This window comes from Massilia antarctica (genome assembly GCF_015689335.1).
Classification (GTDB): Bacteria; Pseudomonadota; Gammaproteobacteria; order Burkholderiales; family Burkholderiaceae_D; genus Telluria_A; species Telluria_A antarctica.
In genome coordinates this window covers 3,682,443-3,704,648 of record NZ_CP065053.1, presented here as the reverse complement: position 1 = coordinate 3,704,648, position 22,206 = coordinate 3,682,443, and the positions used below count along the sequence as shown (strand labels likewise).

At 65.4% G+C, this 22,206-nt stretch carries 19 protein-coding genes; 6 read left to right on the top strand and 13 right to left on the bottom strand.

Annotated features, from left to right (window positions below; all coding sequences use genetic code 11):
* Nucleotides 1–30: 30 nt before the first annotated feature.
* The 4 genes from IV454_RS16815 to IV454_RS16800 all read right to left on the bottom strand — a co-directional run bounded on the left by IV454_RS16815 (nucleotide 31) and on the right by IV454_RS16800 (nucleotide 4,395).
* Nucleotides 31–1,200 carry a patatin-like phospholipase family protein gene (locus tag IV454_RS16815; protein WP_206092477.1) on the bottom strand — a complete coding sequence of 390 codons (1,170 nt, stop codon included), beginning with the start codon at nucleotides 1,198–1,200 and terminating at the stop codon, nucleotides 31–33.
* Nucleotides 1,201–1,272: 72 nt separating this feature from the next.
* Nucleotides 1,273–3,048, bottom strand: a complete 1,776-nt coding sequence (gene ggt / locus IV454_RS16810) for a gamma-glutamyltransferase (RefSeq protein ID WP_206092476.1) — start codon at nucleotides 3,046–3,048, stop codon at nucleotides 1,273–1,275.
* A 67-nt stretch (nucleotides 3,049–3,115) separates the two neighbouring features.
* Nucleotides 3,116–3,874 carry a 3-hydroxyacyl-CoA dehydrogenase gene (locus IV454_RS16805; protein WP_054266979.1) on the bottom strand — a complete coding sequence of 253 codons (759 nt, stop codon included), beginning with the start codon at nucleotides 3,872–3,874 and terminating at the stop codon, nucleotides 3,116–3,118.
* A 98-nt stretch (nucleotides 3,875–3,972) separates the two neighbouring features.
* Nucleotides 3,973–4,395, bottom strand: a complete 423-nt coding sequence (locus tag IV454_RS16800) for a hypothetical protein (protein WP_206092475.1) — start codon at nucleotides 4,393–4,395, stop codon at nucleotides 3,973–3,975.
* A 193-nt stretch (nucleotides 4,396–4,588) separates the two neighbouring features.
* On the opposite strand from IV454_RS16800, the gene IV454_RS16795 reads away from it, so the two are divergent.
* The 5 genes from IV454_RS16795 (at nucleotide 4,589) to IV454_RS16775 (ending at nucleotide 10,993) form a co-directional block, all read left to right on the top strand.
* Nucleotides 4,589–6,847: a hypothetical protein gene (locus tag IV454_RS16795; protein WP_206092474.1), complete on the top strand. Its 2,259-nt coding sequence runs from the start codon at nucleotides 4,589–4,591 to the stop codon at nucleotides 6,845–6,847.
* Entirely contained in the window at nucleotides 6,847–7,941 is a 1,095-nt protein-coding gene (locus IV454_RS16790) for a hypothetical protein (protein WP_206092473.1), read from the top strand. The genes IV454_RS16795 and IV454_RS16790 overlap by 1 nt, the downstream gene beginning before the upstream one ends.
* Nucleotides 7,938–8,627, top strand: coding sequence for a DUF1266 domain-containing protein (locus IV454_RS16785; protein WP_206092472.1), 690 nt, complete (start codon nucleotides 7,938–7,940; stop codon nucleotides 8,625–8,627). The genes IV454_RS16790 and IV454_RS16785 overlap by 4 nt, the downstream gene beginning before the upstream one ends.
* The gene (locus tag IV454_RS16780) at nucleotides 8,624–9,613 is read left to right on the top strand and encodes an SEL1-like repeat protein (RefSeq protein ID WP_206092471.1); all 990 of its coding nucleotides are present in this window, start codon (nucleotides 8,624–8,626) and stop codon (nucleotides 9,611–9,613) included. The genes IV454_RS16785 and IV454_RS16780 overlap by 4 nt, the downstream gene beginning before the upstream one ends.
* An 81-nt stretch (nucleotides 9,614–9,694) precedes the next feature.
* Nucleotides 9,695–10,993, top strand: a complete 1,299-nt coding sequence (locus IV454_RS16775) for an acetyl-CoA hydrolase/transferase family protein (protein ID WP_206092470.1) — start codon at nucleotides 9,695–9,697, stop codon at nucleotides 10,991–10,993.
* 6 nt (nucleotides 10,994–10,999) lie between these two features.
* Here IV454_RS16775 and IV454_RS32850 read toward each other — a convergent pair whose 3' ends face one another.
* The 9 genes from IV454_RS32850 to IV454_RS16730 all read right to left on the bottom strand — a co-directional run bounded on the left by IV454_RS32850 (nucleotide 11,000) and on the right by IV454_RS16730 (nucleotide 19,727).
* Nucleotides 11,000–11,716 carry a PEP-CTERM sorting domain-containing protein gene (locus tag IV454_RS32850; protein WP_229522282.1) on the bottom strand — a complete coding sequence of 239 codons (717 nt, stop codon included), beginning with the start codon at nucleotides 11,714–11,716 and terminating at the stop codon, nucleotides 11,000–11,002.
* Between the two features lie 246 nt (nucleotides 11,717–11,962).
* Nucleotides 11,963–13,318 carry a hypothetical protein gene (locus IV454_RS16765; protein ID WP_206092469.1) on the bottom strand — a complete coding sequence of 452 codons (1,356 nt, stop codon included), beginning with the start codon at nucleotides 13,316–13,318 and terminating at the stop codon, nucleotides 11,963–11,965.
* A gap of 116 nt (nucleotides 13,319–13,434) precedes the next feature.
* Nucleotides 13,435–15,594 carry a sodium-translocating pyrophosphatase gene (locus tag IV454_RS16760; protein WP_206092468.1) on the bottom strand — a complete coding sequence of 720 codons (2,160 nt, stop codon included), beginning with the start codon at nucleotides 15,592–15,594 and terminating at the stop codon, nucleotides 13,435–13,437.
* A gap of 226 nt (nucleotides 15,595–15,820) precedes the next feature.
* The gene (gene adk / locus IV454_RS16755; RefSeq protein ID WP_206092467.1) at nucleotides 15,821–16,477 is read right to left on the bottom strand and encodes an adenylate kinase; all 657 of its coding nucleotides are present in this window, start codon (nucleotides 16,475–16,477) and stop codon (nucleotides 15,821–15,823) included.
* Nucleotides 16,478–16,664: 187 nt separating this feature from the next.
* Nucleotides 16,665–17,417 (bottom strand): 3-deoxy-manno-octulosonate cytidylyltransferase, encoded by a 753-nt coding sequence (gene kdsB / locus IV454_RS16750; protein ID WP_206092466.1) that lies wholly within the window; start codon nucleotides 17,415–17,417, stop codon nucleotides 16,665–16,667.
* Between the two features lie 3 nt (nucleotides 17,418–17,420).
* Nucleotides 17,421–17,591: a Trm112 family protein gene (locus tag IV454_RS16745; RefSeq protein WP_099881687.1), complete on the bottom strand. Its 171-nt coding sequence runs from the start codon at nucleotides 17,589–17,591 to the stop codon at nucleotides 17,421–17,423.
* A complete protein-coding gene (lpxK, locus tag IV454_RS16740; RefSeq protein WP_206092465.1) occupies nucleotides 17,572–18,648 on the bottom strand; it encodes a tetraacyldisaccharide 4'-kinase in 1,077 nt (358 codons plus the stop codon). Before lpxK ends, IV454_RS16745 begins: the two co-directional genes overlap by 20 nt.
* Nucleotides 18,649–18,681: 33 nt before the next feature.
* Entirely contained in the window at nucleotides 18,682–19,122 is a 441-nt protein-coding gene (locus tag IV454_RS16735; RefSeq protein WP_054266968.1) for an ExbD/TolR family protein, read from the bottom strand.
* Nucleotides 19,122–19,727 carry a MotA/TolQ/ExbB proton channel family protein gene (locus IV454_RS16730; RefSeq protein WP_054266967.1) on the bottom strand — a complete coding sequence of 202 codons (606 nt, stop codon included), beginning with the start codon at nucleotides 19,725–19,727 and terminating at the stop codon, nucleotides 19,122–19,124. Before IV454_RS16730 ends, IV454_RS16735 begins: the two co-directional genes overlap by 1 nt.
* A 1,006-nt stretch (nucleotides 19,728–20,733) precedes the next feature.
* Between IV454_RS16730 and xseA the strand changes: the two genes are divergently transcribed.
* The gene (gene xseA / locus IV454_RS16725; protein WP_206092464.1) at nucleotides 20,734–22,131 is read left to right on the top strand and encodes an exodeoxyribonuclease VII large subunit; all 1,398 of its coding nucleotides are present in this window, start codon (nucleotides 20,734–20,736) and stop codon (nucleotides 22,129–22,131) included.
* Nucleotides 22,132–22,206: the final 75 nt, after the last annotated feature.

The following is a 22,206-nucleotide window of genomic DNA, read 5'->3' as shown; positions in this document are numbered from 1 at the left end:
ATTCTCCATGGCGGTTACGGCGCGCGCGGCTCAGGAGCCGAAAAAAGTCAGTACGTCGGCGCGGCGCGCATGCGTGTCGCGCTGGCCGAGCTGGATCAGTTCACAGGTGTAGCTCGATTCGAACAGCAGGTACGAGGCCAGTGCCGAACCGCGCGCCTCGGTCGCGCCTATCCCCGAGAGCATGGTGCGGATCGGCGCCGGCAGGCTGGCCGTGTGGCGGCTGGCGATCACGTCGAGCCGTTCGGACGGCGCGATCACCAGCAGCTCCACCGGTTTGAGCGGCATCTTGTTGCGGTATTCCTCGGGCAGCAAGGACAAGGTCAGGTTGATGCGGTTCAGGCGCTCGATGTCGACCGCCAGGCTGTCGAGAAAGATCGAGGACATGGCGTGGCCGGCGATCTGCGCCAGGCTCGGATAACGCGCCTGGCCTGGTGTGTCGCGGTTCGGCTCGGACAGGCGTCCGGCGCCCACCACCAGCACCTTGGAGGCGCCCAGGTGGATCGCCGGCGAAATGGGCGCGAGCTGGCGCATCGAGCCGTCGCCGCAAAATTCGCGGTGGCTGCCCAGGTACAGGGGCACGGCCGGGAAGATGAAGGGAATCGCCGACGACGCCAGCAGATGCTCGACCCCGATCTGGTCCTGCAAGGCGATGCGCTGCATGCGCACCCAGGGCGCGATATCGGCGGCGGTCTGGTAAAAGGTGATGTGGTTGCCGGCCGTGTAGGACGAGGCGGTCACCGCCAGCGCATGCAGCAGGCCGTCCGACATGGCCGCGTCCAGGCGCGGCAAATCGAGCATGCGGTGCAGCAGGCCGACCAGCGGGGTGTTATCCAGCAGCGAAGCCGGCGGCGCGGCGCGCCATTTGCGCAGCAGCCAGCCGAACGACAGCAAGGAGAGCCAGCGCGCGCCCGAACGCAGCACGCCCAGCGAATCGGCGCGGTAGACCTGTTCGACGGTGAAGTTTTCCCACACGTCGAGCAGCTTTTGCACGCCCTCGCCGAAATTGTCGGCGCGGCAGGCCAGGGCCACGGCGTTGATCGCCCCGGCCGAGGTGCCGCAGATGATGTCGAAGGGATTGCGCGCGGGCCGCCAGCCGGCCTCCCACAAGATTTGCGAGATCGCCTGCAGCACCCCCACCTGGTAGGCGGCGCGCGCGCCACCGCCGGTGAGGATCAAGCCCGTTTTTTGTTCCGTTTCCATTCGCCAAGCGTATCAGGGTCTGCCCGCCTTGCGGGAGAAACTTAGGTCTTGTACACTTTTTACAATACCAGCCTAGTCGCCTTTGGCCACGCCTTCGCGGCGCGGATCGGCCCCGCCGAACCACCATGGTTCGCCGTGGATCAGGATGCGCTGCACGCCATGCAGGCCGGAGGTCATCTCGTAGCTGCGCAAGGTGTGGCCGCGCGCCTTGAGCTGTTCCTGCACGGCGGGACTGAAACGTCCCTGTTCCAGCTCGGTCGGCCCATTGCGGCTGCCGAAGTTGGGCAGGCTGATGGCCTGCTGCACATTCAAGCCCCAGTCGAGCGTACCGACCAGGGTCTTGGCCACGTAGTTGATGATGGCCGGGCCGCCGGGCGAGCCGACCGCCAGCACCAGTTTGCCGCTCTGGCGGTCGAACACCACCGTCGGCGACATGGCGCTGCGCGGGCGCTTGCCGGCCTGGACCCGGTTGGCCACGGGACCGCTAGAGTCGACCGAATCGAAGGAGAAATCGGTGAGCTGGTTGTTCAGGATGAAGCCATCGACCATCTGGCGCGAGCCAAACGCGTCTTCCACCGTGGTCGTCATCGACAGGCCGGCGCCCTTGCCGTCGACCACCACGAAGTGCGAGGTGGACGGCGTTTCGATGGCGTTGTCGAGACCCCACGCCACTTCCATGCCGGGCGGCGTGCCGGCCGCCGCGGTACCCATCGATTTGTCGCCGATCAGGGCGGCGCGCTGGCGCAGATAGGTTTTATCGATCAGGCTCGGAATGCCGCGCCCCGGCAGCGGCACGAAGTCGGTATCGGCCGCGTAGCGGTTGCGGTCGGCGTAGGCCAGGCGCCCGGCTTCGGTAAACAGGTGCACGGCCTCAGGCCCGATCACGCCATCGACCGGGGCGTAGGCACGCATGTCCTTCGTTTCCAGGATGCCCAGCATCTGCGCCACGGCGATGCCGCCCGACGATGGCGGCGGCATGCCGCACACGGTGTATGCGCGGTAGTCGCTGCACACCGGCACGCGCACCTTGGGCTGGTAGCCGGCGATGTCCGCCGCCGTCAGCAGGCCCGGGTTGCTCGGGTGGCCCGCCACCTTGGCCGCGATGTCCCTGGCGATGTGGCCCTTGTAGAAGGCATCGGCGCCGCCGGCGGCGATCTCGCGCAGGGTCGCGGCCAGCGCCGGATTGCGCAGCAGGTGGCCGATCGGCCACGGCTTGCCGTCCTTGTCGTAGAAATAGGCGGCGGCCACCGGGTCCTTGCGCAGGTGCTGGTCGAACATCAGCATGCCGTTCAAGCGCTGGCTGACCGGAAAACCCTTGTCGGCCATGGCGATGGCCGGCGCGAACAGCGCCTTCCACGGCAGCTTGCCGTGCTGGCGGTGCGCCAGTTCGAGCATGCGCAGCACACCCGGCGCGCCCACCGAACGCCCGCCCACCACGCCGGCCACGCGCGAGACCGGCGTGCCATCCTTGTTCTGGAACAGGTGTTCGTCGGCTGCCGCCGGCGCGGTTTCGCGGCCGTCGAACGCTTGCACGTTCTTGCCGTCGTAGTGCATCAGGAAGGCGCCGCCGCCGATGCCGGACGATTGCGGCTCCACCAGGGTGAGCATCAACTGGGTGGCGATGGCGGCGTCGATGGCGCTGCCGCCGCGGCGCAGGATCTGGTAACCGGCATCGACCGCCAGCGGGTTGGCGGCGGCGACCATGAATTTCCTGGAGGCCCAGCCGGCCTTGTCGGCATAGGCGGTGTGGATTTCGGGCGCGTCGGCCGGACGCACGGCGCCATCCTGGGCAAACACGGGGGCGCTGAAAACGAACAGCGCGAAAGGAAGGTACTTCAACCTGAGCATGGAATCTCCAATAAAAAACGCGCGACCACAGCCGCGCGTCCGATCCCGCTATCGTACAGTAATTGAATTACTTCGGCTGCATGCGGATCGCGCCGTCAAGACGGATGGTTTCGCCGTTGAGCATGACGTTTTCGATGATCGCACGGGCCAGGTGGGCATATTCGGCAGGACGGCCGAGGCGCTGCGGGAACGGTACCATGTTGCCCAGCGCGCCCCGCACTTCTTCCGGCATGCCCATCAGCATGGGCGTTTCGAAAATGCCGGGAGCGATGGTCATCACGCGCACGCCGCTGCGGGCCAGGTCGCGCGCCATCGGCAGGGTCATGCCGGCCACCGCCGCCTTGGACGAGCCGTAGGCCGCCTGGCCGATCTGGCCGTCGAAGGCCGCCACCGAGGCGGTATTGATGATGATGCCGCGCTCGCCGGAATCCATCGCCTCGGTCTTGCCCATGGCGTCAGCCGCCAGGCGCGCCATGTTGAAGGTGCCGACCAGGTTGATGTTCACGGTGCGCTGGAAGACTTCCAGCGGATGCGGGCCGTCCTTGCCCACGGTTTTCACCGCCGGCGCCACGCCGGCGCAGTTGACCAGCCCGCGCAGGGTGCCCAGTGCGACAGCGGCGGCGACCACGGCCTGGCCATCGGCTTCAAGGGTCACGTCGCATTTCACGAACTTGCCCTTCAGTTCAGCGGCCAGCGCCTCGCCCGCCTCGACCTGCACGTCGGCCAGCACAACCTTGCCGCCCGCTTCGACGATCATGCGCGCCGTCGCCGCGCCCAAGCCCGATGCGCCGCCCGTGATGATGAATACATTGTCTTGAATTTGCATGGTGTCCTCTTCTCTTATAAGTTCTTTTTGACGTTTACGTAAACGTCAACTAACCGGATTGTAGCGAACTTTTCGCGGAAAACACCAGTCGTGGCGCATTAAAAACACTGAATCGTACCGCCATTGGCAGTGCAGGAGCGGCCCTGCGGGCCGATCACGGTGTTGCCGGCCGCCCCGTTGTAGCGCGTGCCGTTGACGTCGGTGCAGCCGCCGGCGTCGCAGCGGTTGATCACCGCGGGCGGCGGCGCGACGGGCGACGGCGCGGACGATGGCGCCGCCAAGGCGCTCAGCGGCACCGGCGGCGGCGCGTTCAGGCGCGGCCCGTAAGCCGGCATGCCATCGACGATCTGCCGCACGGCGCGGCGTTTGACAGACGGCTTGTTCGGCGGCTTGTCGGGCGGCTTTGTGGGCGCTGCCGATTTGACCCGCACCGGCGCGGGCGCGCCTTCCGCGCGCGCCGGGACGGCGCCGACGGCCAGGGAAACCATCAGGACCAGGGCGATTTTCGGGACCAGCATCATGCACCTCGCAAGAGGATCGGCGAAGCGGCCAGCCTACCATTTTTGCCGCGAACGTGGCGCTGCGGACCGGCGTGGATGGTGGACAAACTGGAACCGACCATTTACATCAAAACAAGGTTTATTGTTGACCAAAAGTGTTGGGAAGACGATACTTCCGGCACACTAATACAGCACGCCAACCTCCATCGCCCCCATGCAAACCATCCACGAACCCCTCAGCGCCAGCCAGCTCGACGCCTATCTCGACCAGACCGAAGCCGCCCTCGAACAGCAGGACGACGCCGAACTCGCCCCCGAATTGATCCAGGCGGGCCTGAAGGCATCGCTGGAAGGCCAGCGCTTGCACGCCGACACCCTGTCGAGCGTGCGCCGCCTGTTCCGGCTGTGGCTGCGCGCCGGCGACCCGGTTGCGGCATCGCGCGTGATCGACAGCGACGGCCGGGAGGCGCTGGCCGCCCTGCCCACGGCCGAACGTCCCGACTGGGAATTGACCTTGGCGTTCTGGCGCCTCGAACCGCTGGTCGCGCAGCGCGACATGAGCGCCCTGCACGCCGCGCTCGACACTGCGTTCACGCTACTGACATCGCTGCCGGACGCCCTGCAGTACGACAAAGCCTGGGAGTATCTGGAGGAACAGGCCACGCAGGCCGGCGCGCATGCCCTGTCGCGCCGCTGCCTCGCCGCGCGCAACGCATTGCAGCACGCCGACCCGGAGCGCGCCGCCTATCGCGCCTGGGACGATGCGCTGATGGCCGCACGCGAGGCGCAAAGCTTCGCGCTGGAAGGGCAGGATGACGCGGCCACGCAAGCCGGCGCGCGCGCCATCGACACCCTCGCCAAGGCGGGGGCGAATCAGGATGTCGACCTGAACGACTGGCTGCGCATCGGACATGCGCTGTTTACCATTGTCCCCGAGGCGATTGCCGGCGTGGTGGGCCGGGTGCGTGCGCTCACTCCCGCCAGCACCGTGTTCTTCGCCCGGCGCGACATCGATGTGCGCGTCGCGCGGCTCGAAGCGCTGACCCTGCGCCACCAGGGCGCGCTCGATCAGGCGCTGGCGCGGCTGGTCCTGGGACGCACCATCATCACCGGCGACGCCGACGACCGCTATAGCGCCGTCATGCTCGACTGGCTGCTGGAGGCGGGAAAACACGAAGACGCCGCCCGGCTGGCCTTTGAATCGGTCTTCCACGAACGCCAGGTCTCGGCCGAACATGGCGCGCGCAGCGCAACGCGCGCCGTGAACGAGGGCCTGGCCGGCCAGCTTTACTGGCAACTGGCACTGGCGTACGCCGGCATGGCCGACGGCACCGTGGAGGTGCGCGGGGACGAGAGCGAGGCCGCCCATGTACGCCGCCATCTGGCGCTGGCGCGCGCCCACGCGCACGCGGATCCGGCCATCGATGCGGTCGAAGGCCTGTTCCTGATCAAATCGGCGGGCGACTACCATCAGGCCCTGCCCCTGCTCGAAACGGCGGCGCGCGACCCGGCGCTGGCCAATTCGACTGTGCTGTTCAAGCTGTGGGTGGCGCGCATCCGCGTGCACGGCGGCCAGGCCGCGCTGGCCGTGCCGTTCATGCCGGCGGCGAGCGCCGCCTCGTGCTACATCCTCGGCGTCGAACTCGGCTACAACCTCGCCGCGCAGTTGCCGGAAGGCGAGCCGGTGCCGCAAGAGGCGCTGGAGGCGCTCGCCGCGCGCTACTACGAAACGGGGCTGGCGCGCTACGAAGCGTTCGTCATGAGCGGCGAAGGCCACGCGCGCGACGGCGACGCGCATACCTACTCGATGCTGTGCAATAACCTGGCCATTCACTACCGTTGCGAGAAGTCCGACCCGGCCGCCGCGCTGGCGGTGCATCAGAAGGGCATCGCCGCCAGTCCGTTCTCGGAACACTACCAGGGCGTGATGAGCTGCCACCGCGATAGCGGCAACGATGCGGCCATGGTCGACAGCGGCGAACAGCTGTGGCACTACTCGGCCGACCATGGCTACAGCCGGCACAATCCGACCGATTACATCGACGATGTCGCCGCCGCCCTGCACCGCCTTGGGCGCGACACCGACATCGCCATCTGGCTGCAGCGGCTCGACGAATGGTGGGCCAGCGTGGAGCAGGACGAGCGCGCCGACTATGAGCATTCGTACGTACAGGCGCTGGCGTCGGTGCTGTACTACCTGGCGCATACCCAGCCGGACGACGCCATGCTGCGCCTGGAGCCGGTGCTGCCCCTGGTACGCGCGGCCGCCAGGCCTTACACCACCCGCATGGCGGCGCACGCCCTGCGCACGGCCGGCCAGTTCGAGCGCGCGCAGGCGATGTACGCGGAAGCGCTGGGTCACGTCAAGCCGGACGATGCGTGGCACGAATCGCAGCGCAAGGCGATCGTCGAGGGCGCGGCCGAATGCAAGCGCCTGCAGCGCGCGGCCCAGCCCTGGTGGAAGGTCTGGTAATGTCCGCGGCGACGGGCCGCGCCAGCGCTTACGGCGCGCGCGACGTGGTCAACGCCCCGGCGCTGAAACTGGCCATCGCCCGCCGCAGCGCGCAGCGCGGCGATGCGCCCGAGGTGGCCGAGTGGCTGGCCAATCACTTTTTCCGCTACGCCGTCGGCAGCCTCGATGCGCCCGAGCCGGCGCTGGTGCGCATCGGATCGAACGAGCAGGCGCGCGCGCTGTTCGGCACTGCCGCCGTGCCGCAGTGGGTCACGGCGCGCTTGGGCAAGGATGAGGGCGAATCCATGTGGTGGGTGGCGCCTGAGGGCCCGGAGCTGCTCGCGACGGAAGCGAAACTGGTCGAATTTTTGGGCGCGCGCCAGGGCACCGCGCTCGAAGGCAAGCTACAGCGCATCAACTGCCGCCAGGCGCTGGCGCTGTGGAGTACGGAACATGCCGCGTTCGAGGCGAAGAGCGCGGCCGGCTGGCGCGAACATCAGCCGGACGCGGTGGCGACGCGCTGGGAGGGCGAGGCCGGCCAGGTGGTCGAGCTGCTGGGATCGAACCCGCTGCTGCGCGCGGAGATGGCGTTCGAAAGCCAGGTGATGCGTCACTGCCTGGGCCAGTTCAGCGACCGGCGCCAGTTGCGCGGCGGTTACGGCGAACACTATGCGGCGGCCTGCGAGGCGGGCAAGATGCGCCTGTTCAGTTACCGCGGGCGCAACGGCCAGGCACACATCACCATCAGCGCCCACGTCATGGCCGACGGCCGGCTGCAGCTCGAACAGATCAAGGGCAAGCACAATCGCCCGCCGGTGCAGCGCTACCACGGCGAGCTGCTGGCGTTCTTGCGCAGCGTCGACAGCGACGTACATACGCCGCCGGACGCGCTGAGCATGGGCATGGTGCGCCTGCCCTCGGGCTGGGCGATGGTGGAGGACGCGCGCGACGAAGCCGACCAGCTGTTCGTCGCGCACCACTTCCCTGTCCTGTTCCAGCGACTGCCGGCACCCTCGGTGCTGGCCCAGTGGATCGCCGCCGCGCGCGCGCCAGAACAGTTGCAGGGCATGGCGCTGCACCCGCTGGTGGCGCACGCGGTGAGGAGCGCGGCATGAACTGGATCATCCTGCTGCTGTTCCTGTGGGCGATGCGGCGCGTGTATGTGCTGATCCGCGACAGCATCCTGTCCCGGAAGGGCCGCACGGTGCGGGTGCGCTACAAGTTCGAGGCCCGCCAGAACCGGGCGCTGGCCCTGGCACACCCGATCGCCAGTGCGCGCGCCATCGGCGCCTACGCCAATCCGAAAGCCCCGGCGCCGACGACAGAGCAGGCGCAGGCACTGCGCGCCAGCCTGCTGCATATCATCGGCCTGCGCGCCAATATGCAGGACGACGCCATCAAGGCCGCGCTGCCGGCACTGCTGCGGCGCCACTGGTTCCGCATCGACCTGGACCGGCTGCGGCCGGACGACGATCCGCGCGCGGCGCTGGCGTTCGCCTCGGCGCGGGTGGCCTTCGCGGTGCGCATGGCCAGCCTGCTCGGCTGGCTCGATCCGGCCCTGGAATGGGATGTGCTTTACCAGAACGCGCAGCGTGCCAGCGACTGTTTCGGCAGCTGGGAGGAGTTCGGCGCGGCGCTGGCGCGCGGGCGCCGGCAATGGATCGCGGGCGCGCGTGCCGACAGCCTCGGCGCGGCCTTCGACGAAGCGACCCTGGCGCAGTGGCTCGCCAGCCGCAGCCACCCGTGGCGCAGCATGCCCTGGCACGACCAGGCGCTGTTCGAGGCGCCGGCCACGTCATGAACATTCTCTACCATCCGCTCAAATGCAGCGGCTGCGCGCAGGAGTTTCCGTTTCCTTCGATAGCACGCGCGTACACCGATTTGCCGCAAGCGGAGGGACGCTCCGCCACGCATTTCAGCCAGATGCTCCTACTGCCGGTCTGGTGCCATCAATGCGAGGGCGCTTCCTGGGTCGAACGCATTCCCGCCGCGCGCGAATTTGCGCTCGCCGCCGGCCTGCGGCGCATGCTCGGGCGCGCGAGGCACGAAGGCATCGACGATGATTTGCTCGATCTCGACGATGCCGATTTCGCGTGGCTGTACCAGCACCTCGCCGAGCGCCAAGCACCGCCCTTCTGCGTTGAATGCGGCAGCACGCGCATTGCGCCGATCGACACCACGCAGCGCGACACGGGCTTGTTGCACGAGGCTTGCTGGGACAGCCCAATTCTGTTTCATGGCTTCCCGATCGGGAGCATCGGTTTTCGCAGCGGCAGGGAGTCGTACGCGCACCGATTTCATGACGTCACGGGCCAGATCGCCTGGACGAGACTGCAGGTCCAGGGGTTTCTTCAATACAGGCTCGGTGCCGTCCTTGAGGTGCGCCGTGACGATCCCTGTCATGCCGTCCTGACGTCCATCATCCGGTTGATCGCCAACGGGTGCAGTGAACGCGCCATCGCCGCGCTTGCGCCACTGGTGGACGCACAGGTTCCCGCCGCACTCGGCCTGCTTGGCGCGCTGCACGTGCTGGGTGAAGGCGTTGCGCACAGCGGAACCGCGGCCGCGCCGTTGCTGGAAAAGGCCAAGGCCCTGGGCAACGCCTGCGCGGCGCACAACCTGGCATCGCTGTACGCCACGGGCGCGCCTGGCCTCGCCCAAGACACCTCGCGCGCGCGCCAGCTATTTGGCGATGCGCTCGCGATGGGCGGGCAGTATGAGCCCGATGACTTCTATGCGCAGGACGATTACACGTCCATGAGGGGGCACTTTTACCGCCCGGCCTGATGCCCGCTTCATCACAGCGCTTGCAGTAAGCGCTCGGTCAGTTTCCCGGGGTACTATTTACCCATAATAAAGGAGACAGCCATGCAAACCCCGCACCAGCTTTATCAGCAAAAACTGACCACACCAGAGCAAGCCTTGCGCCTCGTACGCGACGGCGACATGATCGTGGTGCCGACCGGCGTGGGCGAGCCGCCCGCCCTGCTCACCGCCTTGTCAGCCCAGCGCCAGCAGTTCCACGACGTGAAGGTGGCGCAGATCCTGGCCATGCGCAAGTTCGGCTACTTCGACCAGGATACCGCCCACCACGTACGCCACGCCTCGCTGTTTTTCGGCGGCGCCTCGCGCGCGTCCGGCCAGGGCGGCTGGTGCGACTTCGTCCCGAATTATTTTTCCGAGCTGCCCGGCCTGATCGAGCAGGGCCTGATGCCGGCCGACGTGGTCTTCGCCATGGCCTCGCCCATGAGCGAGCAGGGTTTTTTCTCACTGAGCCTGGCGGTCGACTACACCATGGCCGCCATCGCCAAGGCGCGCGCGGTCGTCCTCGAAGTCAATCCCAACGTGCCGTTCGCGCACGGCCAATGCCATGTGCATGTGTCACAGGTGACTGCGCTGGTCGAGAGCGGCGATGCCATCCTGGAAGTGGGACTGCCGAAAATCGGCGCGGTGCAGGAAGCCATCGGCAAGTACGTGGCCGACATGATCGACGACGGCTCGACCCTGCAGATCGGCTACGGCGGCATTCCGGACGCGGTGGTGATGCAGCTCACCTCCAAGCACGACCTGGGCATCCACACCGAAATGATCGGCGACGGCATCCTGACCCTGATCGAGGCGGGCGCGGTCACCAACCGCAGGAAGACCTTCATGCCGGGCAAGATGGTGGCGACCTTCGCGCTCGGTTCGCAAAAGCTGTACAAATTCTTGCACCACAATCCGATGATCGAGATGCATCCGTCGAACTTCACCAACGACCCTTACCTGGCGGCGCAAAACGACAAGCTGATGACGATCAACGCGACCTTGCAGATCGACCTGCTGGGCCAGTGCGGTTCCGAGAGCATCGCCCACCTGCCCTATTCCGGCACCGGCGGCCAGGTCGATTTCGTCAGGGCGGGTAACCGTTCGCGCGGCGGCAAGTCGTTCATCGTGCTGCCGTCGACGGCCAAGGACAACACCATTTCGCGCATCGTGCCCATGCTCACGCCAGGCACCCACGCCACCACCAGCAAGAACGACATCAATTATGTGGTGACCGAGTATGGGGTGGCGCAGTTGCGCGGCAAGTCGGCCAAGCAGCGCGCGCAGGCGCTGATCGCGATTGCCCATCCGGACTTCCGCGCCTCGCTGCGCGCGGAAGCGAACCGGATGTGCGTGCTGTAGTGCGCCTCAGGCAGGGCGGCGGCGACGGCGCACCAGGCCGATGACCGCCGCGCCGGCGAGCAGCATGCCGTAGCTTGCCGGCTCGGGAACAGCCGAGGTATAAATCGTCAACATCGGGTTGGCGACCCGCAGGCTGGCGAAGGAATCAATGCCTGACGGATACTGCGGCGTGACGCTCGGGTAGGCCGACACCATGATCAAGCCTTGCAGCGACAGGTTGAAATCAGTGGTCAAGGATACATGTCCGCTGGACATCGTGAACGGAATCGCGCCGTCGAGCATGTCGACCCGCTGCGTATGCTCGCCATAGAACACGCCATAGGGGCGCGAGCCGGCGCTGAACTCGATATTGCCGGAGTTGAAGGCATAGCCGTTGCCCGGCGTGCCGTTGGGATTGCTCGCCACGTCGAGCGCGCCCTCGAAGGTGCCGGAAAACGCAAACCCGGTCACGTAATAGCCGGCATGGACGGTCAACTCGAACAGGCCGGCGTAAAAATTGCCTTCGCTGTAGCGCGAGGTGTAGGCGCCGAGGCTGCTGGCGGCCGAGCTCAAGCCGATCCGGGTCAGGCCGTTGCTGTTGTAGAGCAGCATATCGGGCGAAGCGCCCCACTGGTCGACGATCGAAAAGGCGACTGTGTCGATGCGAGAGGTGGCGTGGGCGGCGCTGACAGAGGCTAAAGCAAGCGCTGCCGTAACGAGCAGCCGTATCATCATGTTCATCATTCGTCCTTCCGGTCACGGTGGGAAGCGGCCTGGGATGCGGCCGGGATTCGTCGTCTCGCCGAATAATGAAGTGAATGAGCGTCAAGAACGACGAAAAGAAATACTACGTCGCTATTGCGAAAAAAATATTATCCCAACGATGATTTTTTGCAAGCGTAGCGCTAAAGCGTCAGCTTCGCGCCGTAACAAAACAATGGCCGTCCAGTCGGGCGACTGGACGGCCTGGAAGACGCACTGCGCCCCGGTTTACGGCAAGACCAGCTTGAGCACGCGGCCGTTGCCGCTCACGTACAGGGCGCCGGCGGCGTCGATGGCGAGACCGGCCGGGTTGGTGATCCAGTCAGCCGTCTTGAAGCGGGCATCGCTGCCGTTCGGATCGACCGCCACCGATACCTTGCCGTCCGCCGCGATCTTGCCGATGGCGCCGATGGGCCAGGTGCTCGGGCGGCCGCTGAACGGCTCGGTCGCGAAATACAGATTGCCGTTGGCATCGACCGCGATGGCTTTGATGAAGGCCTGGTCGTTGCCCATCAAGGTGAGCGGCAGGCCGCTGCCGTCGACGGTGCGGATACCCCTGTCGTCCAGCACGAACAGCTTGCCATTCCTGTCGACAGCCAGGTCGGTGATGGTGGCGACGACGGCGTGCGGGCCCAGGTTTTCGAACACGATCGTCACCTTGCCATCCGGGGCCACTTTGCGCACGATGCCGCGTTTAAAGCAGGAACTGCACTCCGGCTCGCCGGGGCGCGTGACTTCGCTGGCAACGTACAGATTGCCGGCAAGGTCGGTGGCCATCGCGGTAAACGCTGGCGGCGCGACGCCGGTGCCGGCCGGGTCGCCTGGCGTGACACCTAGCTCGATGGTGCTGGCCACGCCATCGGCGCCGAGCTTGCGCACGAGCGTCGACGCCGATTCATCGATGCCGTCGATGACATACGTCACGCCGTTGGCGCCAGCGGCGATATCGCGCGGGGAACGCAGTGCCGATGTGGTCGTCCCGCCGACGATGGCGGTGCTCACCACGCCGGCTTGTGTGATCTTGCGCACCGCCTTGACGCCTGTATCGACCAGCAACAAATTGCCGGCGCCATCGTTCACGACCGGCCCGGCGGCGAGAAAGCGCGCCTGCTTGCCGACCCCGTCGACCTGGGCACGGGTCGGTTCGACCGCGCCGCCGGCCAGGACACGCGCGCCGATGCCGTCCACCTGCAGGGCGACGGCATCGCTGTTGACGGTGCCGGCCTCGTTACGCACGACCACGCTGAGCACGTCGCCGCTGTCGGCCAGGGTGGCCGCCAGGGTGGTGTAGATGGCACTGGTGGCGCCGGCAACGGCCGCGCCGTTGCGCCACCATTGGTAACTGAGCGTGCCGGAGCCGCTGGCGACCACGGAAAACGTGGCTGGCTGACCGGCTTGCACTGCTTGCGTCCTAGGCTGGGTCGTGATGCTGGCCGCCGTCACCGGCTGCGGCGCGACCACCGGATCGGGCTGCTTGACTTGTGTGGTGTTGTCGTCGCTGCCGCAGGCAGTCATGCCAGCAAGGCAAAGCAAGCCACCGGCAAGGGTGCCGCTGCGCTTGAAGCGGGATGTCAAGTTACTCATACTGGCATTCCTCCCAAAAGAAATATTAACAAAGAAGGAACGTTACCCCAATAATAAGTTTTTTGCTAGAAATATCTGGCCCGGGCGGATGCCGGGCCAGGCAAGCGTGAGGCAGCTCAGGGCGCGGGTGCGGGCGCGGCGGCCAGGGTGGCTGGCAGCGGCGCCGGTGCCATATGGGCCACCGGACCCGGCACCACTGTATTGATCGGCGCATGCGCCGGCACCGTCACCGCGACCCAGCCGGCGGCCGGCAACAACGGCACCAACAGCAAGGCCACGATATTGATGATTTTAATGAGCGGATTGACGGCCGGGCCGGCGGTATCCTTGTACGGGTCGCCCACGGTGTCGCCGGTGACGGCGGCCTTGTGCGCTTCCGAGCCCTTGCCGCCGAAGTGGCCGTCCTCGATGTATTTCTTGGCGTTGTCCCAGGCGCCGCCGCCGGTGGTCATGGAAATGGCCACGAACAGGCCGGTGACGATGGTACCCATCAGCAGCCCGCCCAGCGCGGCCGGCCCGAGCAGCATGCCGACCACGACCGGCACCACCACCGGCAGCAAGGATGGCAGGATCATTTCCTTGATGGCCGAGGCGGTCAGCATGTCGACCGCCTTGTCGTATTCGGGCTTGCCGGTGCCGTCCATGATGCCCTTGATGTCGCGGAACTGGCGCCGCACTTCGACCACCACGGCGCCGGCGGCACGCCCCACCGCTTCCATCGCCATGGCGCCGAACAGGTAGGGAATCAGGCCGCCGATGAACAGGCCGACGATCACCATCGGGTTCGACAGGTCGAACGAGACTTGCTTGCCGACCGACTCCAGGGCGTGGGTGTAGTCGGCGAACAGCACCAGCGCGGCCAGCCCGGCCGAACCGATGGCGTAACCCTTGGTGACGGCCTTGGTGGTGTTGCCGACCGCATCCAGCGGGTCGGTAATGGCGCGCACCGATTCGGGCATGCCCGACATTTCGGCGATGCCGCCGGCGTTATCCGTAATTGGCCCGTAGGCGTCGAGCGCGACCACGATGCCGGCCATCGACAGCATCGACGTGGCGGCAATGGCGATGCCGTACAGCTGCGCCATCTGGTAGGACGCCAGGATGGCGGCGCACACGGCCAGCACCGGGTAGGCGGTCGACTTCATCGACACGCCCAGGCCGGCGATGATGTTGGTGCCGTGGCCGGTGGTGGACGCTTCGGCGATATGCTTGACGGGTTTGAAGTCGGTGCCGGTGTAGTACTCGGTGATGTAGACCATCAGGCCGGTGAGGACGATGCCGACCAGCGCGCAGCCCATCATCTTCATGCGCATGGCGTCGTCGCCCCAGACCAGCCAGGTGACGGCGGCAAAGCCGATCAGCGACAGGCCGGCGGCCCACCACAGGCCGGTGTACAGGGCCGACATGATCTTCTTGCCCGGCTTGGCCTTGACCAAGGAGCAGCCGACGATCGAGCCGATGATCGACACCGCCCCCAGCAGCAACGGATAAATGACCGCTTCGCCGCCCGGCGTCGCCATCATCAGCGCGCCCAACAGCATGGTGGCGATCAGGGTCACCACATAGGTTTCGAACAGGTCGGCGGCCATGCCGGCGCAGTCGCCGACATTGTCGCCCACGTTATCGGCGATCACGGCGGGGTTGCGCGGATCGTCCTCGGGAATGCCGGCTTCGACCTTGCCGACCAGATCGGCGCCGACGTCGGCGCCCTTGGTGAAGATGCCGCCGCCGAGACGGGCGAAAATGGAAATGAGCGAGGCGCCGAAGGCCAGGCCGATCAGGGGCTTGATGACGTCATGCTGGCTGGCGCTGCTGCCGGCCGCCTGGGCCGTCAGCATCCAGTAGAACAGGGTCACGCCGAGCAATCCCAGGCCGACCACCAGCATGCCGGTGATGGCCCCGCCCTTGAAGGCGACGTCGAGCGCTTCGTTCATGCCGCGCGTGGCGGCCTGGGCGGTGCGCACATTGGCGCGCACCGACACATTCATGCCGATGAAGCCGCAGGCGCCGGAGAGCACCGCGCCGATCAGGAAACCGATCGCGGTATTGAGATCGAGCAGCACACCGATGGCGATCAGCAGCACCACGCCGACCATGCCGATGGTGCGGTACTGGCGCCCGAGGTAGGCGGCGGCACCTTCCTGGATGGCCTGGGCGATGGCCTGCATGCGGGCGTTGCCCGGGTCCTGGCGCAGAATCCAGCTGCGCGTGACTAATCCATAAATCACGGCAATGACGCCGCACACAACTGCAAAGACAAGAAATTTTGCTGCCATATCGTCCCCTCGCTTTTTTATCAAGTAACACAACAACACATTTGAAAGACCGCTCCAACCACATGTGAAAGAGATGGGCCAAGCTCACTGCGTACTGCAAAACCTTGAATCTTAAAAAACCGGGAACGCCGGCCGCGCGGGGCGGCATGGCAAGACATTCAGTGCACGACATGGCCGCAGGGCGCGGCCATCAAAAAAGCGGACCCGAAGTCCGCTCTTGTACCGATTATTCCGACAGCGCCGCGAAAGCCGCCTCGCGGATTTGCTCCACAGGGCCGATGCCGGAGATGCGGCGGTATTTCGGCGCGCCGGGCAAGCCCGATTGCGCCCACTGGTTGTAGTAGCCCAGCAGCACTTCGGTCTGGTTATGGTAGACCGACAGACGCTGCTTGACGATGTCTTCCTTGTCGTCGTCGCGCTGGATCAGCGGTTCGCCGGTGAGATCGTCCACGTTATCCACTTTTGGCGGATTGTTCGTGATGTGGTACACCCGGCCGGAACCCGGATGGGAACGGCGGCCGCTCATGCGCTCGACGATGAATTCGTCGGGCACGTTAATTTCGAGCACGTAATCGACGTCGATGCCGGCGTCTTTCATGGCGTCGGCCTGCGCGATGGTGCGCGGGAAGCCGTCGAACAGGTAACCGTTCTGGCAGTCCGATTCCTTGAGGCGATTCTTGACCAGGCCGATCATGATGTCATCGGACACCAAACCGCCTGCATCCATCACTTTTTTAGCCGCAAGGCCCAGCTCGGTGCCGGCCTTGATCGCCGCACGCAGCATGTCGCCGGTGGAGATTTGCGGAATATTATATTTTTCCTTGATGAAGTTAGCTTGGGTGCCTTTGCCGGCTCCAGGAGCTCCTAACAGAATCAGACGCATGAACATTCCTAAAACAGATTTTAAAATTGGGGGCGATGCATACTTGACTACCTTGGTACGAAACTTACCACAAAAGTCGCGGAAAACGCCAATCGGAGGGCGTATTCGCCATTTTTTTGCTTGATCTGGCGCAAGCTATGCGTCGGTTACCGATGAGAACCGCTACAAGTGCTGCGCTGTAGCAAAGCTAATCCGGGTAATGCCGGCGTACTCGTTCGAGATCCTCGGGGGTGTCGACACCGGCCGCCGGGGCGCTGTCGGTCACGTGCACGGCGATCGGATAGCCATGCCACAGCACGCGCAATTGTTCCAGCGCTTCCATCGCTTCGAGCGGTGCCGGCTCCAGGGTCGGATAGGTTTGCAGGAAGGCGTTGGTGTACGCGTACAGGCCGATATGGCGCAGCGCCGCATACGCCGCCGGCAAGCTCTCGCGCGACTGCGCGAAGCCGTCGCGGTGCCAGGGAATCGTGGCGCGCGAAAAATACAGGGCGCGCCCGGCCTTGTCGAGCACCACCTTGACCACATTCGGATTGAAGGCGTCGGCGGCCTCGTGCAGCGGATGGGCGCAGGTGGCCATCGGCACGTCCACCCCGACCCTGGCGGCGGTGGCGGCCAGCAGCGCCGGGTCGATCAGGGGCTCGTCGCCCTGCAGGTTGACCACCACCGTATCCGGCGCCAGCTCCAGCGCGCGCGCCACTTCGGCGATGCGGTCGGTGCCGGACGGATGGTCGGCGCGGGTCATGCACACTTCCACCCCGTGCGCGCGGCAGGCGGCGGCGATGGTCTCGTGGTCGGTGGCGACAATGATGCGCGCCGCGCCCGAGGCCGCGGCGCGTTCGGCCACGCGCACCACCATCGGTTTACCGCCCAGGTCGGCCAGCGGCTTGTTCGGCAGCCGGGTCGAGGCCAGGCGCGCCGGAATGATGACGATAAACCCCATCGCCTACAGCGCTTCGATCTTGCGCGCCTGGTCGGCCCACATGATGGGAATGCCGTCGCGGATAGGAAACGCCAGGCGGTCGCCGCGGCAAATCAGTTCCTGGGCCTTTTTGTCCAGTTCGAGCGGACCCTTGCATACAGGGCAGACCAGGATATCAAGCAGTCGAGCATCCACGACATTTCTCCACAATTTGTTCGGCCAGCGCGGCATCGAGCTGCGCCGTCACCGGTACGACCCACAGTCTCGGGTCGTTTTTGAGATTTTCAATTTGCGCACATTTTACTGCATCCTTCTCGGTGATCAGGATGCAGTCCGCTTCAAGGGCGGCAAATGGCTGGTCGAGGAAATCGTGATGGTCCGGCAGCGCCAGCTCAAGCACCTCCAGGCCGGCGCCGCGCAGCAGGGCGAAGAAGCGCTGCGGATTGCCGATGCCGCAGGCGGCAACCAGGCGGCGGCCAGCCAGGCTGGCCAGCGGCACGCGCTCGCCCGGACGCGCCAAAGGCTCGGCGAACCCGCCCGCCAGCTGCATGCGGAACGGGACGCCGCCGACCGCCTGGCGCAAGGCCGGCGTCAGTTCGGGCGCATTGACGATGGTGAAGTCGCGCCGGCGCGACGGCGCCTCGCGCAGCGGTCCGGCCGGCAGCAGCCAGCCATTGCCGGTGCCGCGTCCATCGAACAGCATGATTTCGATATCGCGGCGCAGGGCGTAGTGCTGCAGGCCGTCGTCGGTGAGGATCACGTCGACCTCGGGATGGGCGGCCAGCAAGGCGCGGCCGGCGGCGCTGCGGTCGCGCCCCACCACCACCGGGCAGCCGCTGCGGCGCGCGATCAGGAGCGGCTCGTCGCCGACCTCGCGCGCGCTGGAGTCCGATGTGACCGCGCGCGGGGCGCTACGCGACGCGCTATGCGACGCGCTAGGCGACGCGCCATCAGCGCCGCCGTGGCCGCGCGAGATGATGCCTGGTGTGAAGCCGGCGCCGCGCAAGGCATCGGCCAGCCAGATCGTCAGCGGGGTCTTGCCGGTGCCGCCGATAAAAATATTACCGACCACGATGACCGGCACCGGCAGCCGGGTCGAGCGCAGCAGGCCGAAGCGATACAGCAGCGCGCGCAGGCCGCTCAGCGCGCGGAACAGCAGGGAAAGCGGCCACAGCGCGCAAGCGAGCGCGCCGCGGCGCTGCCAGGCGCGCTGTAGCGTCGTTTCGAGGGAGGAGGATGAGGGGGAAGCCATGAGGCGGCAGGCGAATCGCTTCGCCTGCGCTGCTTACTTCTTCTCGCCGGTCTGGGCGGCGAAGGTCAGCTTGTCGTAGCCTGCCATGCGCGCCGCTTCCATCACGTTGATGACCATCTGGTGCATCGCGAACTGGTCGGCGTTGATGACCACGACCGGGCTCTTCTCGCCGGCCGCCGCCTGGCCGGCCGCAGCGGCCGTTTTCAGGTCGGCCGCCAGGTTGGCGACGTTACTGAACGAGACCGGCTGGTTGTTGATCGTGTAGTTACCCTTGGCATCGACCGTGACGTTCAGTTCGAACGGCTTTTCCAGCGCCTTTTCGGCGTCGGCGGTCGGCAGGGTAATTTTCAACTCGGTAAACTTGCTGTAGGTGGTCGTGACCATCAGGAAAATCAGCACCACCAGCAGCACGTCGATGAAGGGGATCAGATTGATCTCTGGATCTTCACGTTTCTGGCCGCGGCGAAAGTTCATCATTTGCGGGCACCGTGCACGACGTCGACGAACTTCACTGCCTGCAATTCCATGTCGATGATGAAGCTGTCGACCAGGGCGCGGAAGTGGCGGTAGGCAACCAGGGAAGGCATGGCGATGGCCAGGCCGAAACCGGTGTTGTACAGCGCCACCGAAATCCCGTGTGCCAGTTGGGCCGGATTGGCGCCGGTCGAGCTGGTGGAACCGAAAATCTCGATCATGCCGACCACCGTGCCGAACAGGCCCATCAACGGAGCGAGGGAGGCGATGGTGCCCAAGGTGGTCAGGAAGCGTTCCAGCACGTGGGCCACGCCGCGCCCTGCTTCTTCGATCGATTCCTTCATCACTTCGCGCGGCGCGTCGACATTGCGCAGGGCAGCGGCGAGCACGGCGCCGAGCGGCGAGTTCTTTTCGAGCGACTCGACCACGTCCTTGGTGATTTTGCCGTTGTGATAGACGCGCACCACTTCATCGAGCAGCTGCGGCGGCAGGATTTTGGCGCGGCGCAGATAAATAATGCGCTCGACGATCAAGGCTAAAGCGACGAGAGAGGCGATCAGCAACGGCCAGATTGGCCAACCTGCAGCTTGAAGAATGGGCAGCAAAACAAACTCCTGAGTGAAAGGTAATTCTTGATAAGAACGAACCCCGGCAATGTAACGTGTTGCCAGTCACTCGGCAAGTCCACTTCTGCACACCTTCTGTGGATAAGATTGTGCGCAAGCGCCCCCAAGCGGGACGATGTGCTTGATTTCAAAGGGAAAATTTGCCGTGCGCAAAAATAAGGCATGTGGAAAATTAAAAATTCAGCCAGTGTTCTGAACAAAAACTGTGGATAAGATTGTTAGCAATACCGGGGGTGGAGGGTCAAGTCCCTGATTAAAAAGGAAAAAAGGTTCAAGCGCAAAAATAAGGCAGGCTGGCGCGCACATCTTCTGCACACCTTTTGTGGATAAGATTGTGAGCAAGGCCGCCGAAGTCTCCCCAATCCCTTGATTTCATTGAATAATACGGTCGTGCACAAATATGCGGCAAACAGGGATAAGCGGCTATTTGGGCGCCCGAAACGCCATCACGGGCGCCCATTTTCCCGGTATTGGACTGCGGTGGACAAGTCGGCGCGTTCTGCACACCTTTTGTGGACAAGATTGTGAGCAAGCCCGTCAACACTGTATCAACCCATTGATTTTAAACGATAATATCCCCATGCTCAAATGAATGGCAGGGACCGCGCCGGGACCGGACAGTGGATAAGCCGGGCAGTTCTGCACAGCTTCTGTGGACAAGATTGTGTGCAAGCCACTCCGGAAGCGCGTAAGCGCTTGATTACAAAGAGATAGCAAGCCGGTGCGCAAGCAGCAGGCAGTTGCCCGCGTGTACGTACAGCAAAACTTCTACACAATTTCTGTGGATAACTTTGTGAGCAACTCCCGCCCGGACCGCCAAAGTGCTTGATTCAGAAGGGATTTCCGCCATTGCGAGGAAAACCAGCACCTTAGCTTTTTCGTTTAAAATCATCGACTTAGAAAAAAGTCTTGTTGTTCTGCGCGATATGTGACATAAGCATGACCGCTTTAAAATTTTGTGGACAGTTATTCCGGAACTCTTCCCATGCACACCGATTTCGACCAAGATCCCCTGTTCGCTCCGCCGTCTGGCGCGTCGCCTGGCGCGTCGCCTGGCGCGCCGCCGGTGCTGACCGTTAGCGCGCTCAATGCCCAGGTGGCGCGCCTGCTGGAACGCTCCTTTCCGCTGACCTGGATCAGCGGTGAAATATCGAACTTCACGCGCGCCAGTTCAGGCCACTGGTATTTCACACTCAAGGACGACGCCGCCCAGGTGCGTGCCGTGATGTTCCGCGGCCGCGCCCAGTACGCCGGCTTCATTCCGCGCGAAGGCGACAAGGTCGAGGTGCGCGCCCTGGTGACCCTGTACGGCGCGCGCGGCGATTACCAGATCAACGTCGAGGCGATCCGCCGCGCCGGCGTGGGGGCCCTGTACGAAGCCTTCCTGCGCCTGAAGGAGAAACTGGGCGCGCAGGGCTTGTTCGACCGGGAGCGCAAGCGTCCCCTGCCCCTGTTCACGCGCAGCATCGGCATCGTCACCAGCCCGCAGGCGGCGGCGCTGCGCGACGTCCTCAGCGCGCTCAAGCGGCGCGCGCCGCACGTGCGCATCGTGCTCTACCCTGCCCCAGTGCAGGGCCAGGGCGCGGCCGACCGGATTGCCGGCGCTATTCAAACGGCGTCGCGCCGGGCGGAAGTGGACCTGCTGCTGGTGTGCCGCGGCGGCGGTTCGATCGAAGACTTGTGGAGCTTTAACGAAGAAGTGGTGGCCCATGCGATTGCCAACTGCGCCATGCCGGTCATTTCCGGGGTCGGCCACGAGACCGATTTCACCATCGCCGACTTTGCCGCCGACCTGCGCGCGGCGACCCCGACCGCCGCCGCCGAACTGGCCGCCACCCCGCGCGCGGACTGGATCGCCTCGCTGTCGGCCGACGCCGGCGACCTGCGGCGCGCGATGCGCCACACCCTGAACGACGCGCACCAGAGCCTGGACAACTGGCAGCGCCGGCTGCTGAGCCCCTCGGCACGCATCGGCCACCAGCGCCTGGAACTGGTGGCGCTGTCGACCGCGCTGACACACGCGCTGCGGGCGCCGGTGCAACGCCAGGCCTATGCTCTGGCGCAATTGCGCGCGCGCTGGGCCAGCCAGCGGCCGGACCTGCGCGCGCTGCGCGCCGAGATCGCGTCGCAGCAGCGCCGCACCGCCGGCAGCCTGGCCAATCAACTTGGCCAGAAGCGCAATGCGCTGGGCGCGCTGGCGTCTCAACTCGACCTGCTCAATCCCCAGCGCACGCTCGAACGCGGCTACGCCATCGTGCAAGATACCAAGGGCAAGGTGGTGCGCTCGCCCTTGCAGATCAAGCCGAACGAGGTGCTCACCGTGCGCCTGGCCGAGGGCAGCGCCGAGGTGGGCGTAGCGAGCGTCCAGACCCAGCTGGAGTGAGCGCCGACTGGCACCAAGGCAAGCGCGCTTTCCGGCACGAAGCAAATAAGCAACGAACGCCTATCCGAATTACAA